This is a genomic window from Cryobacterium sp. W22_MBD10_FK3 (assembly GCF_052113745.1).
Lineage (GTDB): Bacteria > Actinomycetota > Actinomycetes > Actinomycetales > Microbacteriaceae > Cryobacterium.
Window position 1 is genome coordinate 162283 of record NZ_JBGQOH010000004.1, and the last position, 15725, is coordinate 178007.

Here is a 15725-nt window from a genome sequence, read left to right on the forward strand (position 1 = left end):
GGTCCTCCCGGAGGATTTTGCGCCCAGCATAGCCCGGACCGGGCGAGGAGGGTGCTGCTTAGGCGCCAGCCCAGATGGTGGCCACCATGTCGTGGGTGTAGCCATCCGGACCCGCGTTCACGTAGCGGGTGGCCAACCAGATGCCGTCGCGCAGGAAGTGCGATTCGCCGGCGATGCCTTCATCGCCCTGAGGCGTCTCGGCCACGCAACGGATGCCGCCGAGCTCCTCGTAGCAGTTCTCGCCGAGGCCGAGCAGGCGCTGGTGCGCCGCCTCCAACTGGTCGGCGGAGACGAAGACCACGTTGGAGGTGAGGCCGCTGCCGGAGCCGCCATTGGGATCCGCCCACACACAGGTGAGGTGCTCCACACTCTCGATGAGAGTGGTGAGCTCGGCGTCACTGGTGCCGAACAGCACACCTGAGGGGTCGGACTCGGTCCAGTCGGGGTTCAGGGCGCTCGTATCGGTGAGCGTGGCCAGCATGGTCGGGCTGTAGATGGCGTCACAGGTGGTGGGACGCGGACCGGCCGCCGCCGCGGGGGCGGGGGTGGCCACGGCCAGCGGTTCGGCGGTCGAGGATGGGGTGGGTCGGGTGCCAGGCAGGGTGTCGGAGCTTGTGGGGGTGCCCGCTCCCCCGCGCCAGACGACGAGCACCACAATCAGGGCCACGACCAGGACAACGCCGACGGCGCCGAGAGCGAACCAGAGTGGACGGCGGGACGGTGAACCTGTCGGCGACGTTGCAGCACCCATGGCGGAGACCCCCTCAGAGAATTTCCCCCAGCCTAGTGGCCGACCGGCTACACACCGATCAGGACAACGATGCCCAGGATGGCTGCGGCGGCCACCAGAAGCGTGCTCGCGACAGCCACAGCCAGGGTGCGCCAGCGGCGGCGACGCCGGCGGGCCGCCGCGGCCTCACGGAGCTCGGCCGGGCTGGCCGGCAGCGTCACAGTGGGCACTGGAGTCAGCCCAGGCCGACTCGATGGTGCGGCGGCCGGCGGAACGTGGCGGATTCCGTACGACTCCGTCGCTCCGCTCTGCACCTTCGGCGGCTGGAACCGGCCCGGCATGCCGGACTCCGCGGGGGTACCGGCGTTGCGGCCGGAATCTGTGCGGCGGGCGGGGCTCGCAGCGATCCGGGTTTCGTCGATGTCCTCGGCAGCGTCATCGGCGTCGTCGGCAGCGGCAGCGGCAGCGGCAGCGCTGGCATGCGCGGCTGCGACAGGCGCGGCAGGCGACTTCCGCTCCACGACGCGGGTGCGCTCCTCTGCCTGCGCCCTGGACACGATGCGGGTGTGGTCGTCGTCCGAGTTCCGGTCGACGACTCGGGTCTTCTCATCGGCGTCGTCGGACACCTCGTCATCGTCGTCGTCTGGCCGCTCCGACCGGGTGTTGTCATCGGTCATCGGCGCGCCCCTTTCGGCCCGGAACCTCCGCGGTTTCGTCACACCGCACATCCACCGTGTCGTCGCTGGTGTCAACGCGCGATGACGTCGACGGGTCCTCGCTCACCGTGGTGCCGCCGGCCACAACGTCGACCACGATCACCGAGATGTTGTCCCGTCCGCCGCGGGTCAGCGCCTGACCGAGCAGAATGTCGGCCGTCTGCTGGGTCTCACCGTTCAAGGTCAGGCCCGCCCTGATGGTTTCGTCGCTGAGCTCCCCGGTCAGGCCATCGGAGCAGACCAGCAGGCGCTCCCCGGTGAGCACCGGCAACAGCCAGTAGTCCGCTGGGCTGTCGGCGGCGCCCACCGCCCGGGTGATCACATTGCGCCGTGCGAAGGTCGCCACCTCGGACTGTTGCATGGTGCCGTTGTCGATGAGTTCCTGGGCAATGGAATGATCAACGGTGAGTTGGCTCATTTCACTGTTGAGCATTCGGTATACCCGCGAATCACCCACGTTGAGCACCAGCCAGTGCGGCCGGTCGAGATGGTGCACGAGCACGACCCCGGTCAGGGTGCTGCCTGCTCCCTTGGTGGTGCCGTCGGCGACGGTGCGCACCGCGACGTGTGCACGTTCCACGGCGGCGGCCACGTCCTCCGGCCGAAGCTCAGACCGTCCGGCGAGCAGAACGAACTCCGCGACAACGGCAGCACTGGCACGGTCGCCCGCTTCGTGTCCGCCCATGCCGTCGGCAACGATGAAGACCGGCGAGTCCGCGAGGATCGAATCCTCGTTGACGGCACGCTTGCGGCCGACATCGGTGCGGGATCCGAAACGGAGGCTCACCTCAGCCCCGGCGTCCACCACCGCAGTGCCCTGCGTCATCGTGAGGCTTCCAGCTGGATCTGACAGGGCAGTTCGCCCAGGAGGAATCGTTCGGTCAGCGGAGTGCTGATCCCCTCAGTGAGTTCGTTCTCGGTGCCGGCTTCGTCGATCAAGACCACACCGTTGGTGGAGTTCAGGTCGACGATGGTCCAGGCGCCGTCGGCGAGTTCCAGCCGGGCGTGCAGCTTCGACACCGTCTTGCCCGGGTCGGTCACCGAGACCAGCTGGGCTTCCGGATGCGTGCGACTTGGAGACGGGTTTCTGCCCACCAGCACGACGGGGGCGCTGAGCTGCACCCGCTGTCCGTCCTCGGTCTGCAGAATCCAGGGCTTCAGCCTGCGGCTGGAGATCATGGTTTTTTCCACGTCCTCGTCGGCGTAGAAGGTGTCATCGGTGTCGGGGGTCACGCCGACGCCGAAGTCAGGCATCGGGGGTGCGGGCGCCATCGGTGGGGCGCTCGCAACGGTCGGCACCCCGACCGGCGGCGGCCCCACGGGCGGCACCCCGACCGGAGGCACCGACTGCGGAGGGAGCCCGATGAACGCCGCGGCGGGCGGGGCCGTAGCGGGCGGGGCCGCCAGGGCCACGGCGGGCGGTGGCGCCCAGGGGCTCGGGGCCACCTCCGGCGCCGTCGGGCGCGCGGGCGGGTGGTCGACGACTGGCGATTGAGGCGCCACGAACGGGTTCGGCGTGGCGAAGGGCGGAGACGACACCGGGGGCGCCGAGGCTGCCGGAACTGGGGGCGCTGAGGCTGCCGGAAAAGGGGGTGCGGGAGGCGGCGGGGCCGAGAACACCGATTCGCGGATCGGCGCGGCCTGCGCGGCAGCAGGCGGTGGGAACCAGGCGCCGTCGCCGGCGGTGGCCGGTGGGAGGAGCGACTGAACAGAGGCCTGGGATGCGCCGAGCACGGCGGCCAGCGGCTCCAACCCGGTTGTTGCGCTCTTGTCGAACCCGAGAATGCTCACCCAGACCGGGTAGGCCAGGGCGGCCAGAACGGTGAATCCGGTGCCCTTGCCCAGGCGGCGGTTGATGCCATGCATCGCGAGCACGGCGATGACCGCCCCGGCCACATTCACCACGGGCACGAAGAAGGCGATCACCCACAACGGGGAATAGCCGCCCTCTTTCAGCAGGGTGATGATGTTGAAGACCGGCACCCAGGCCTTCCAGCCCTGCTCACCGAGTTTCTCGAAGACTCGCGCCAGGGCCAACGACACCCACACGTAGCAGCCGATGCCGAGCACCGCCGCGACGGCGAGGATGATCCCCGCGGTCGCTCCCGAATTAGCGTCCATTTAGTGTGCGCGCCTGCTGGTCGGCGGGCGCTCCTCCATTCTGTGGTCGGTGCGTCGGAGCAGACGCCAGCCGTGATCGATCATGCCAGTCCCGCGTGTTCGCGCGGGGCCCAGGTGGCGGGCGAATGAACGCATGGACAGAGCCGCGCGCATCCTGTGGCGCAGGTCGGCGTCTTTGAGCAGCTCGGCCCGTTCCAGATCCACGAGCGCCCAGTACGCCTCGCTGTCTTCGGCCGCCGGCGGTACCGGCCCGAAGACGGCTTGGTCGGCCAGCGTCGCCAGCCGGGCGCCGCCGGCGCTGCCGAACTGCGCGGCCGTCTCCGACCGCGTCTGGCTACCCTCGCCGCCGAACCCGCGGTCCACCGCGGCGTCCACGTACTCGTCCCAGCCGCCGGCGAAACGCCCGGCCAGGTCGACGGTGCGCCGACGTTCCCGACGCCGGGAGATCTTGGCGCCGAGCACGGCGAGGAACGGCGTGGCGAGCACCAGAAGAACCAGCAGCACGGTTCCGACCACCTTGAGGAGGTTGGTCAACCAGCGCAGGTCGGGACCCTCAGCCTCGTCGGCCGGCGCCTGGTCGTCGCCGCTGGCCGGATTGGCCGCCGGCGGCAACTGTTCGGTGGCCGGCTGCTGCACAACCTCCGTGGCGATCTCGGGGTCGCGGGTGGAGTCGTTCAGCGGAGACAACGGATCGGTGTGCTGCGGGGTGGTCTCGATGGTCGTCCACGCCCCGTCTGCCCCCTGCACCTCGATCCAGGACGACAGGTTGCCTCCCCGGCACACGCCGTCGGCGCATGCCGGAATCGCCGCTGCGCCGGCCGACGAGTCGGCCAGCGCGAAGCCGAGCACCACCCGGGACGGGAAGCCGAGGGTCTGCGCGAGCAGCGCCGCGGCAACCGCGAACTGCTCATCGTCACCGACCCCGGCGACCAGTTGAGAGTTGTCGGTGCTCTGGGTGCTGTTCTGTTTGTCGAGCAGGGCGGAGAAGAGAGCGTCGATCCGGTCCGACGAGTGGCCGGCCAGGCTGGGTTCGAACACGTAATCGCCCAGGCCGCCGGCCCAGTTGGTCGGTCCCGCTTCGCTCGGCGCGGTGATCCCGTGACTGAGATAGCCGCGTTCGCGCAGCCGGGTCACCAGCTCCACCAGCCCGGCGCCGTCCGAGCCCACCTGTTGCGCCTGCACCCAGGTGGTCAGGCTCGCCGGGAGGAGGTCCGGATCGGTCAGACCGGCCGGAGAGGCCGGCGCCGTGAGGGTCTGCGTCGCGGCTTCCGGTTCCGCTGCCGGGTCGAAGCTCACGGTGTAGCTGTCTCCCGTTGTGACGCCGTTCAGTTCCACCCCGGCCTCGGCTGTGGCGCTGTAGAAGAACCCGTCGGTGAGGGCCTGACTGCGCTCGCCGGTGAAAGCGACGCCGGTGAGGGCGGTCGCGCCAGGCAGCCACGGTCCGCGGTAGGCGTCGATGGTGATCGTCAGGGACTCGGAATCAGCCGGATCCGCGGTCGATGGCAGGCGCGCGAATGCGGTGGCCTGGTTGGCTGTGCCGGTGGCGGGGTCGACGACGCGGAAGACCTGACCGTCGTAGTAGCTGAGCACGGCCAACCGCACCCGGGATGCCGCCGATGCGGCACCTGGCCCCGTTACCTCGAACAGCGTGCTGTCGTAGTGGTCGGCGTCGAAGTAGCTGCGGTATTGACTGAGCGGGCTGACGTACTGGTGCAGTTCGAGCCCGGGATCGATGGCGCTGCGCAGCACCTCCCGCTCGGCCGGATTCGCGGCGATAGCGGTGGGAACGGCGGCAACCAGAGCCAGCAGGAGCACACCGACGGCGAGGGCGGCGCGCCGGGCCCGTCGGAGCACGACGCCGGAGCCGGGCCGCACGCCGGACGATGTGGAGGCCATGCTCAACGCAAGGCTGCGGGCCTGTCGGGTGCGCCAGGCCAGAAACCCGAACCCGAGCAGAAAGCCGGCCAGACCGATTGCACTTTCCCTGGGAGCGGGCAGGGCCACACCACCGATGGAGACTGTCGAGCTGACCGCGGTCGATCCGAAGACCAGTCCGAAGAGCTGCAGGAGGAACAGCACCGGCACGGCGAGAACGTAGAGCCGGCGGGCCCGGGCGGCCAGGGTGAGGGCCGCGGTCGTGCCGCCGAGGAAGAGGATGAACGGCGGCACCAGCAGGCTCTGGTACTGCCCCACCGGAATCTGGATGGTGATCAGTTCCTTCCAACTGAAGACCGTCGCGGTCACCAGGTCCAGCCACCCGGCCGCGGCGGCGGGCAGGCTGCCGAGCGCGGACGGGATCGCCAGCGGCACGCCGAGGATCAGGTACGCCGCCAGGGTGGCGAGGACCAGGGCGAACCAGGACCAGCCCCGCACCAGACCGATGGCCGCGATCACGAAAGCGGCGCCCAGGGCCCCCGCCACCATGACGACGAAGGCGCCCGATTGGTAGATCGGCCAGGCCGCGACGGCAGCGAGCAGCACCATGAGCGCCACGAAGCCCGCGTTCACGGTGAGGAAGGCGCGATCGCGGCGCGCAGGCAGGTCGGTGCCGGTCATGCGGCTTTACGCGCGAGCAGGGAGCGCAGGTCGTCGAGGATGCCGATGGTCAACACCCCGGTTCCGGACAGGTCGCGGTACGACGGCGGCGATTGCGGGTCGCAGAGCACGGCCACGATGGAGACGTTGGCCGGGAACTTGAGGCGGAGGGCCTGGATCCTGGCTGGGGTGATCGCCGAACCACAAGCCACGAAGGCGATCGAGATGTCGGGAATCACCTGGGCCGCGAGAACACAGACCTCTTCGATCGCCATCATCCGGGGGCTCGACCCGACCGTGGTGAGGTCGTCCAGCAGGGTGCGGCTCGAGATGACATTCAGGCTGCGCACCGATCGCATGCGCGTGGACACGATGTCGGGCATCTCCTCGCTCACCACCACGGCGAGGTCGCGGCCATCCCGCACGGCTCGCACGCCCAACGAGCCGACCACGCTGACGGCCATCTCGAACTCCTCGTCCGAGCCGTATTCGGCCGTGTCGAGGCTGAGGATGATCGCCAGGCGGGAGCGCCGGCTCTCTTCGAATTGGCGCACCATCAGTTTTCCGGTCTTCGCCGTCGACTTCCAGTGGATGTTGCGCTGACCGTCGCCGGGGGCGTACTCGCGGATCGCGTGGAAGGAGATGTCGGAGTCGACGATGTCGCTGGTGGGGTTGCCTTCCAGGTCGCGGACGAACCCGGCGCTGGTGCTGGGGATCGATACCGTGATCGGGTGCACGTAGAGCCGGTTGATGGATGCCCAGGCGACCTCGCGCTTAAGCACTCCCAGCGGGTCGCTGCGCACGGTGGTGATCGGTCCCACGTCGATGACACCACGGTGGTAGGCGGGCACGACGACGGCTTCCTCATGCACTTGTCTGGGCCGCATCAGCGGCACATACACCTCGGTCAGGCCGGCGCCGATGGGCACGTCGATGCGTCCCGGAAGCTCGAGTCGCTTGGCGATGTTGGTCACCCTCAGCGCCCCGGTCACCTCCGACCCTGCCACGACGCGCTCAACCGGAAGGGTGAAGTCGACGCTGTAGGCGCGTCCGCCGGTGAGAAAGGGCAGGGCGATCATGATGAGGGCCGCGCCGACAACCCCGGCGAGGATCAATTCGGTCCAGCCGAAGATCAGCCCCGTGGGCAGGAGCACGATCACGGCGAACACCGCGACCCAGCCGGCCGTGGTCACGGTCTCCCCCACCCACCGGAGCGTGGCGCGGATGGCCGCGGTCAGGGTGCGCCAGGCCCGCAGCCACCACACCACGACCTCGACGAGCGAGCCGGCGCGGCCGGAGGCGTACCGGGTATGCGTAGCCGACACCGTCGAGGTCGACGTCGAGGTCGAGGTCGACGTGTGCGAGGTGCGTGAGGTGTGCGACTCTGTGCGCAGGGTCACGCCAGGTCGCTTCGGCTGGGTGGAATGATGTCCAGCAGGATCTGTCCGATGACGGCGCTCGCGGTGACCCCGTCGAACTCAGCCTCCGGGTCGAGCACCATGCGGTGCGCGAGAACCTGGTCGGCGAGGCCCTTCACGTCGTCCGGCGTCACGAAGACACGGCCCTGGGCGGCCGCCCAGGTCTTGGCGGCCTTGGTGAGCGCCCTGGCACCACGCACGCTCACGCCCATCCGCACCTGCCGGGCAGTGCGGGTGGCCTCAACGATTCGGGCGATGTAGTCGTAGACCAGCGGGTTCACAAAAACCGCCCGGGCGATGTCCGACATGCCTGCCAGGGCCTGGGGCGTGATCACCGGCGACAGCTCGCCCCGCACGACGCTGGTGCCCTCGAGAATGCGGATGGTTGAGGACAGGTCGGGGTAGCCGAGGGAGGTCTTCATCATGAAGCGGTCGAGCTGAGCCTCCGGCAACCGATAGGTTCCCGCCTGCTCGATGGGGTTCTGCGTGGCGATGACCAAAAACGGAACTCCCGTGGACCGGGTCACACCGTCAACGGTGACGTTGCCCTCTTCCATGGCCTCCAGCAGAGCCGACTGGGTCTTCGGGCTGGCCCGGTTGATCTCGTCGGCGAGCACGACGTTGGCGAAGATCGGCCCGCTATGGAAGTCGAACAGGCCGGTCTTCTGGTCGTACACGGTGATGCCGGTCACATCACCGGGCAGCAGGTCGGGTGTGAACTGGATGCGGGTCGAGACACCCTGCACGGTCTGCGACATGGCACGGGCGAGCGAGGTCTTGCCGGTGCCTGGAAAATCTTCGAGAAGCAGGTGCCCCTCGCTGATCATCGCGGTGAATGCCAGTTCGACAACGTGTCGCTTTCCGAGCACAACCTGCTCGACATTCTCGACCATCGCGGTGAACATGCTCGCGAACCAGGTGGATTGCTCCGGGGTGATTGTCATCGTTCTCGTGTCGCTTTCTGATTCACGTGCGGGTTCGGGTAGCGGTGCGGCCGCGGGTCAGGCACAGGGTTTCGGGGTCGCGAAGGCGCCGGAGTAGCCCTCCAGGCCGGCCGTACCCGTTCCGCCCCAGGACAGGGTCCATTCGACGTCCTTCACCTGGGTGGCGTCCGCGGGAACCTTGGTTCCGTCGACGACCTTCCAGGAGCTGGTTGTGGGGATCACGTCGGGGGTGTCCGGGTTCGGCTTGTCCGGGATCAGGTAGGTCGCACGCACAACGGTCACCGTGGCGGATTCAGAACCTGGACCGTCCGCGATCGCGGTCAGTGTCGCGCCTGGCTTGCAGGCGGCGGGTGTGACAGCGTCAACGCGCGCCTGCCAGGCGCGGTCGGCCTGCGCCGGTGCCACTTGGGCGTACGGGCCGCAGACCGCGGTCTTGCCGTTCAGGCAGTAGCGCACCTGAATGGTGGGTGCGGCGCCCCAGACGTCGGTGGGGAATCCGGAGACCTCGAGGGTGTGATCGTCCGGCACCCGCTCGGTCGAGGTCGGAGCTTGGATCGTGTACGCGTGCTTCGCCGCATCCGTAGCGATCTGATAGGTGTACCCCTTCGGCGCTGCCGGCTGCTCCCAGGTGGTGATCGGGCCCAGGGTGACCTGCGCCACACCGAATCCGTTGCCGTAGCAGGCCAGTACGAGGTAGTCCCTGTTCTTGGTGAGGCCGGACATTGTGGCGTCGGTGCGAGCGTTGGCCGGCGCGAGCATGGTTCCGTCCGCGGCGGCGGTGCAACTGGGGGCGGCGCCCAGGTAGGCGACATAGACGATGCTCGACGGTTTCGCGCTGCCATTGGGGTTCTGGGCCACGTCGGCCACTGTGATCGAGTTCGGGGTCGCCGACAGGGTGCCTCCGCTCATGGACGGCGCGCCCGCGACCGCCACGTCGACCGACACTGTGGAGGTATTCGAACCGCCCGAAATCGGCGGAGGCGTGAACCGGCTCAACGGGGTGACCTGCACGGTCTGGGCACCCACGCCGAGCGTCAGGCGGGTGACCGTGCGGCCACCCGTGGACGCGATGACCTGGTCGTTGACCTGGTAGCTCCTGGTCGAGGGGTCGCTGCTGTCCATCGCCAGCTCGACGACACCGCTGGTCGGCGAGGTGATCCCGGCGTCGTAAACCGGGGTGGCCGTGGCGCCGGACATGCCTGGTGGCGCATACGACCAGGCCTCGGTCGCGGCCGAGGCCGCGGAGCTGCCGACGGCGTTGAACGCCTGCGCCGAGTACATGGCCTTGGAACCGTTGGTCACGTTGGTGATCGCCGGGCACTCCCCACCGGCCGAGCAGGTGACGCCGATATCGGAGCCGTCCCGCAGGACGCGGAAGCCCTCCAGGGCAGGGTAGGCGATGGCTGATCCTCCCGGCGTGACCGCCAGGGTGATGGAACCGTCGTTGTACGCCGTCTGCGCGACAGCCGCCGGGGCGCCGGGCACACCCTGCAGGTCGATCGTCACCGCCCCGTCACGCGCACCGGCCGACAGCTTGCCCTGCGCGTCGCGCACGACAAAGCTGGCCTGGCAGATGCCGCCCACGGTGTCGTTGGTCCAACTGGCCTGCACGGTGCGGGCGTCGGCGACGCCGAACGTCACGCCGGGGCAGGTGCCAGCCGAGGCCACCGACACGAGCGTGAGCGGAGTCGAGGCATACGAGTTGACTTCGCCGGCGCCACCGATGACCTGGACCGTGCAGCTGCTGCCGGTCTCCTTGGAACACTGCGTTGCGACGCTGGCCCCCTTGGGCAGGTCGCTCGGCGCGGGTCCGACCTTCAGCGAGAGAGTGGCGACGGGAACGTCGGGGTGGCTGGTCAGGCGCACGGTGACGGCTTCCTCCTTGCCGGGCACGGCGACGTCCGCGGCCAGGATGGTCAGGCTCGACCCGCTCTGTTCCACCGTGAACTGGTCTCCGGCATAGTCGATCCCGAAAACCAACGCTGCGGCGTCTGCCTCTCCCTGCCAGCGCACCATCTGTCCGAGCTCGAAGGAGTGGGCACCGGCACCGGGACTCTGGGTGAGGGCGGCGGGCACGAGCTCCGGCTGCGGTTCGAGCGGTTCGACCGTGATCGGCACCACCAGATCGGTCGTGTCGGCCTGGCCCGCCAGCCGCACCGGCACCGTGCAGGAATCGATCCACGGTGCGCCGGCACCCGCTGTGTAGGTGATCTGGGTTCGCCCGCTGACACTGCACTTGGCGGCCGGGCGTTGCCCGGACGGCCGCACCGCCTCGCCGACCTCGAGCGTGTCGGTGTCGGGAACCGACACCAGCGCGGCCATGTCGAAGGCCACGGACTCGCCCTCCTTGACGTTTTGTTGCGCGGTGCCACGATCGAGGGCGAGGATGACGGCGTCCTTCGGCGGGATGCGGAGAAAACCGTAGGTCGTCACGGTGTTGCCCTGGAAATTCTTGCCGCTCACCGTGAACGGCAACAGCAGACCGTCATCCGGCGCTACTCCGCTGATCTTCCACCCAGACACGGTCACACCGGTTGGTTTGCCCCACAGGCTGAGTTTCAGGCCGCTCACGTCACCGGACGCCCACGACGCCCGGCCGGTGATCACGTCGATTCCCTTCGGGAACTGGGCGCGTTCTTCCAGGGACACGAGGGTGTCGGCCACGACCGGGTAGTCGGGCACCGAGGCGCGTACGACCTTCATGACGATCAGGCCCTGGCCGGTGTTGCCGTCGGCGTTCTGCACCGAGTACACGAAGGTGAGCAAGCCGGGTTCGAGTCCGGCGGTCAGCACCACCTGGCCATCCTCGACGGTGGCGATGCGGTCGGCGAGGCTGGCGAATTCGGCGGAATCGGCGGCGGCATCCGGCGTCACGTCGGTGAGGGTCAGCGCACCTCCGCTGGGATCCACGTCGTTGCTCGCGGGGAACACGATGACCTGGTTCCCCTCGCCGGCCTCCACCTCCACGTAGTCGCTGAACGTGATCGGGCGTGGGTCGGCCCGTTGGTCGAGCACACCGATGCGCACCAGTGAGGTTCCGGTGACGCCGCTGGTGTCGCGAACCCGGTACTCGAACTCCACCGCACCGTGGTCGCCCGCCACGCTGCTGTAGACGATGGCGTCGCCGGCGGCGGACACCGAGGCGGTGCCCCGGGCCGGCTGGGCGACGACGCGGTCCAGGGAGACGTCGTCACCGTCGGGGTCGATGCCGAAACTGTTGAACGGAATCTCGATTTGCTCACCGGACAGCACCCGCCCGGTCAGCGGGCGGGGCTGCGGCGCACTGTTCTCGCCGGCAGCCACCACGGTCACGATGACGCCCGCGGAATCGGCCAGCTCGGCGGCACCGGCGACGTACACGCTGTAGCGCAGCTCATACACGCCCGCCTGGTCCGGTGCCAGATAGCGCAGGGTGGACCCGGAGGCGAACGCCAAGCCCAGTTTGGACGGGTTCTGAATGGAGTCGGCGTTGAGCACGACGATATTGCCATCAGGCGCGACGTCGTTGGCGAGCACCGGGATGTCGATCTGCGCACCCGCCCGCACGATGACGCTATCGGCGAGTGCGATGGGAGGCTGCGGAACCGACGGCGCCAGCTGATACACGGTGGCCTGCCCGTTCACGGACGTGCCGGCCGCGTCGGAGCCGTCCGAGACCGTGTAGTTCACCACGCCGAGGAGGCCCGGCTGCTCGTCCGCCGTCGCACCGCGCACCCTGAGCATCCGTTGGCCCACGATTTCGACGTCGAGGGAACCGGCGCCCGCCGCGGAGGGCAGCGCCTCGCTGAGCAGCAGCACCCGGCCGGCCGGGTTCGACACGGCGGTGAACACGTCCACGCTGGTGTCGGCCTTCGGTCGCACAAAAACCGTGACCGGATCGGTCGACAGGGTGGTGGACTCGGGGGCGAGCACCGTGATGCGCACCAGGACCACCACCTCGGTGGCGTCGTCCGCGACCGTAAGACTGACCGGATAGTTGCCCGGCTGGGTGGACACGAAGTCGAAGGTGGCGCCGCCCGCGTTGACCGTGACGGTCGACCCGACGGATGCCTCCGGCAGGGTTGCGGCTTCGATGCGGTACGGCCCGGCCGACGCCCACACGTGCTCTGCCGGGCTGGCGGTGACGTGTTCGCCGACAGCGGCCAACAGCGCGAACGGGCGCACGGTGAGGGCGGGAGCGGCGGTGACCTGGATCGGCAGCACCTTGTCGGTGACCGCCCCGCGCACGTCGGAGACTCCGACGGTGACCGACACGACCTCCTCGACGGCCTCGGCCGCGTTGGGGTGTTTGAAGACCAGGGTGCCGGACGGGGTGGCGCTGACGGAGCCGGTGCCGGAGGTGTTGACGACCGAGGTCACGAAGATCGGGTCGCCGTCGGGATCGACCCAGCCGGGCAACAACGGCACGCTGACGGTTCCGCCTGGCTGCACCTCGACGGTCGGCCAGTCCTGCAGGCAGCCCTCGACGCCACACCACACCGGCGCCGAATTCATGCTGTCATCGTGCACGGTGAGGGTGACCGTGGCGGGAGGGGAGTTCAGCCCGTCGACCCGGCTGCCATCGGTGACCGCATAGCTGAAGGTGACGGTGCCCGCGGCGTCGGCGGCCACCTGCACGGCGAGGGACTGGCCCGCATTCGTGACGCTGAGCGTGCCGAACTCGGCCGGCAGCCCCGTCACCGAGTCAGGCACGATCGTGAGGACGTCTTCGTTGGCATCGTGGTCGTTCAGGAGCACCGGCAGGCTCGCCTGCTGCCCGGCGCGCACGCCGAAAGCGTCGGCCTCGGCGACGGGGGCCTTGGGCTCCACGACCTCGGACGCCTCCTCGACATCCGTGTTCTGTTGCGGTTCGGTCGGGGCGGCCAGTCCCCAGTCCAGGGAGCTCAGGATCAGGGCGCCGTCGGGCATACCCCACACCCACCCGCTCTGGGTGTCGTTGAGGATCATCCGGCTGCCATTGGTCTGGAAGACCGGTTGCGGATCGCTGCCGGAGGTGGCGTCGCCGTAGTCGAGCTCGCCCTCCCCCTCAGCACTGTTCCACAGGGTGCCCCCGGCCCCGCCACCCGGCAGCCAGGCCGCGTACAGCTCTGCGTCGAGCATGGTGGGTGCGGCGGGAACACCGATGTCGCCGCCGTCCTCGCCGACTTCCCTGGTGCTCTCGCCGTCGTCGAGGGCGAAGGAGACGAGCCCGGACGCATCCGCCAGGTAGACCGCGTCGCCGGTGGCTGAGGGTGTCTGCAGCACCGCGGATGTCGCCAGTCGGGTCTCGACAAACCCTGTGGAACCTCGGAGCCAGAGGTTCTCTCCGGCGACATCGAGCAGCGCCCAGGTGTCACCGATCACGGTCATCCTGGCGCCATCGTCCGTGGGTCCGTCGGCAACGTCGTCGAACCCGAGGACCTTCGCTTCGGCGATGTCGAAACGGAGCACGCTGTCCAGCGCGCTGGAGTAGCTATACAGGATGCCGTCGGTGCCGATCGTGATCGCGTCGGAGTGGTAGCTCTGCGGCTCCTCGCCCTTGGCGGGTTCCTCATCGGCGTACGGATCGACCGCGGTCGGTGCGGCCGCGACCCCATCCACGGCGGGGGCGGTGAACACTCCCCCGCTGCCGGTGAGGTAACCCACCCAGGGCCCCGAGGACACCACCGTGCGGGTGCCCGAGGGGGTGCTGGCGTAGTCGGTGGGGTCTTCGCCCAGGTCGACCGGCGCCGTCAGGCTGACGTCGACGACCTTTTCGTTGTTCTGCGCGTAGAGCATGACCCCGGTGCCGGTCTGCACGAGAGTGCTGGGGCTCGGCACGGTCTTCACGGTGTCGAGCTCGCCGAGGTCGGTGTTGACCCTGGCGTACCGGTTGCCCTCGCCGCTCTGCAACGCCCAGATCGAGCTGTCGTCGACGACGGTCTGCTTCACGTCGAAGCCGTTGGCGACGATGGCGACACCGCCCAGCAGCGTGGCGATTGTGACGACGGCGGCCAGGCGCAGGGTGCGGGGCCTCGGCGCGAACCGGCGCCCGACGGCCTGTCGTCTGCCGGCCATCAGAGCCCGGCCATGATCTGCACAGCGCCAAAGGCCAGGCCGCCGCCCAGCACCAGCACCCCGCCGAGCACCATCGCCAGTTTCACGCCAGACAGGCCAGGTCGCCGGCGATCGGCTTCTGCCAACCGGGTGCCCTCGTCTTCGACCATGCTGGGCCGCACCGGCTTGGCACGGTCCCTCGAGCGTCGCGAGGCGAACGCGACCTCGGAGATCACGGTGCCCCGCACGGCAGTGTTCGAGAAGTCGATCGGGGTGCCCGCGGCCGCCCATTCGTCGACGGCGACCTCCAGCGCCGTGGGCATGATGCCTGCGTCATGCTGCACGCGCTGCAAGTCTTGGGCGCACTCGAGGAGGCTTGCCTGGCGATGCGCCGGGTCTCGGCTCATCATGCGGGCCAGGGCCTCTTCCAGTGCGACCGGCACATCCGCCCGGCCGATCGAAGTGTATTTGGCCCGCCCGATGCGCTGCTTCTGCTGTTCCCTGGAATTGCGGCCGCGTTCAACCGATTCGAACGGTGGCCGGCCGGCCAGCAGGGAGTAGATCGTGGCCCCGAAGGACCACACCTCGGTAGGTACCGAACCGCTCGTGCTCTCGTTGACGACTTCCGGTGCACTCCACGGCACCGACATGGCCAGCAGCTCGTCGTGCCGCACACTGGCCAGCGACGTCGCGATACCGAAGTCGGCCAGCACCGGACTGCCGAACGAGGTGGCCAGAATGTTGGAGGGCTTGACGTCACGGTGCAGCAGCCCGGAGCGGTGTGCGGTCTCCAGCGCACAGGCGATCTTCACGCCGATGATGAGCGCATCCGGCACCGAGAGGGGCTGCCGCCGGTAGTGGGCGCCGGGCGAGCTCGGGCAGAACTCCATCACCAGAAAGGGCCGACCGTCGGCCGAGATGCCGGCGTTGTAGACGGTGAGAATCGACGGATGCGAGCTCAAGCGGGCCATGACATCGGCCTCGGCGTTGAAGAGCCTGAGCACGTCGTCGTCGATGACGTCTTGCAGCAACACCTTCACGGCGACGGCACGACGCGGCATGTTCTGCTCGAAAAGGAACACGTCGGCGAATCCGCCGGTACCCAGAGGCCTGACGTAGGTGTATCCAGACAACACCGGCGGCGCGGAGGGCAGGCGTGTCGCCACAATTTCCCCCCGGATTTTCCACGGCTGTATTCAGCCGTGGGTGTGAGCCTATCGAGAGTTACTCGACCGGATTTCTGATT

9 protein-coding genes are annotated in these 15725 nt (G+C 68.9%); all 9 read right to left on the bottom strand.

Going from position 1 to position 15725, the window contains the following annotated elements; all coding sequences use genetic code 11:
- Window positions 1-58 precede the first annotated feature (58 nt).
- The 9 genes from ACEN2M_RS06710 to ACEN2M_RS06750 are packed head-to-tail and all read right to left on the bottom strand — an operon-like array spanning window position 59 to window position 15645.
- Complete coding sequence (locus tag ACEN2M_RS06710; RefSeq protein WP_441647331.1) at window positions 59-751, bottom strand: hypothetical protein; 693 nt, start codon at window positions 749-751, stop codon at window positions 59-61.
- 47 nt (window positions 752-798) lie between these two features.
- Window positions 799-1407, bottom strand: a complete 609-nt coding sequence (locus ACEN2M_RS06715) for a hypothetical protein (protein ID WP_441647332.1) — start codon at window positions 1405-1407, stop codon at window positions 799-801.
- Complete coding sequence (locus ACEN2M_RS06720) at window positions 1397-2272, bottom strand: PP2C family protein-serine/threonine phosphatase (RefSeq protein ID WP_441647333.1); 876 nt, start codon at window positions 2270-2272, stop codon at window positions 1397-1399. The genes ACEN2M_RS06715 and ACEN2M_RS06720 overlap by 11 nt, the downstream gene beginning before the upstream one ends.
- Entirely contained in the window at window positions 2269-3567 is a 1299-nt protein-coding gene (locus ACEN2M_RS06725) for a DUF5684 domain-containing protein (RefSeq protein ID WP_441647334.1), read from the bottom strand. The genes ACEN2M_RS06720 and ACEN2M_RS06725 overlap by 4 nt, the downstream gene beginning before the upstream one ends.
- Window positions 3568-6123 (bottom strand): transglutaminase domain-containing protein, encoded by a 2556-nt coding sequence (locus tag ACEN2M_RS06730; protein ID WP_441647335.1) that lies wholly within the window; start codon window positions 6121-6123, stop codon window positions 3568-3570.
- Window positions 6120-7502 carry a DUF58 domain-containing protein gene (locus ACEN2M_RS06735; protein ID WP_441647336.1) on the bottom strand — a complete coding sequence of 461 codons (1383 nt, stop codon included), beginning with the start codon at window positions 7500-7502 and terminating at the stop codon, window positions 6120-6122. The genes ACEN2M_RS06730 and ACEN2M_RS06735 overlap by 4 nt, the downstream gene beginning before the upstream one ends.
- Window positions 7499-8464, bottom strand: a complete 966-nt coding sequence (locus ACEN2M_RS06740) for an AAA family ATPase (RefSeq protein ID WP_441647337.1) — start codon at window positions 8462-8464, stop codon at window positions 7499-7501. The genes ACEN2M_RS06735 and ACEN2M_RS06740 overlap by 4 nt, the downstream gene beginning before the upstream one ends.
- 57 nt (window positions 8465-8521) lie before the next feature.
- Entirely contained in the window at window positions 8522-14500 is a 5979-nt protein-coding gene (locus ACEN2M_RS06745; protein WP_441647338.1) for an Ig-like domain-containing protein, read from the bottom strand.
- Window positions 14500-15645, bottom strand: a complete 1146-nt coding sequence (locus tag ACEN2M_RS06750) for a serine/threonine-protein kinase (protein ID WP_441647339.1) — start codon at window positions 15643-15645, stop codon at window positions 14500-14502. The genes ACEN2M_RS06745 and ACEN2M_RS06750 overlap by 1 nt, the downstream gene beginning before the upstream one ends.
- Between the last annotated feature and the right edge of the window lie 80 nt (window positions 15646-15725).

Coding starts and splice junctions, on each gene's coding strand:
- ACEN2M_RS06740 (WP_441647337.1), bottom strand. CDS start 8,464: ATGACAATCACCCCGGAGCAATCCACCTGGTTCGCGAGCATGTTCACC.
- ACEN2M_RS06730 (WP_441647335.1), bottom strand. CDS start 6,123: ATGACCGGCACCGACCTGCCTGCGCGCCGCGATCGCGCCTTCCTCACC.
- ACEN2M_RS06720 (WP_441647333.1), bottom strand. CDS start 2,272: ATGACGCAGGGCACTGCGGTGGTGGACGCCGGGGCTGAGGTGAGCCTC.
- ACEN2M_RS06710 (WP_441647331.1), bottom strand. CDS start 751: ATGGGTGCTGCAACGTCGCCGACAGGTTCACCGTCCCGCCGTCCACTC.
- ACEN2M_RS06715 (WP_441647332.1), bottom strand. CDS start 1,407: ATGACCGATGACAACACCCGGTCGGAGCGGCCAGACGACGACGATGAC.
- ACEN2M_RS06745 (WP_441647338.1), bottom strand. CDS start 14,500: ATGGCCGGCAGACGACAGGCCGTCGGGCGCCGGTTCGCGCCGAGGCCC.
- ACEN2M_RS06725 (WP_441647334.1), bottom strand. CDS start 3,567: ATGGACGCTAATTCGGGAGCGACCGCGGGGATCATCCTCGCCGTCGCG.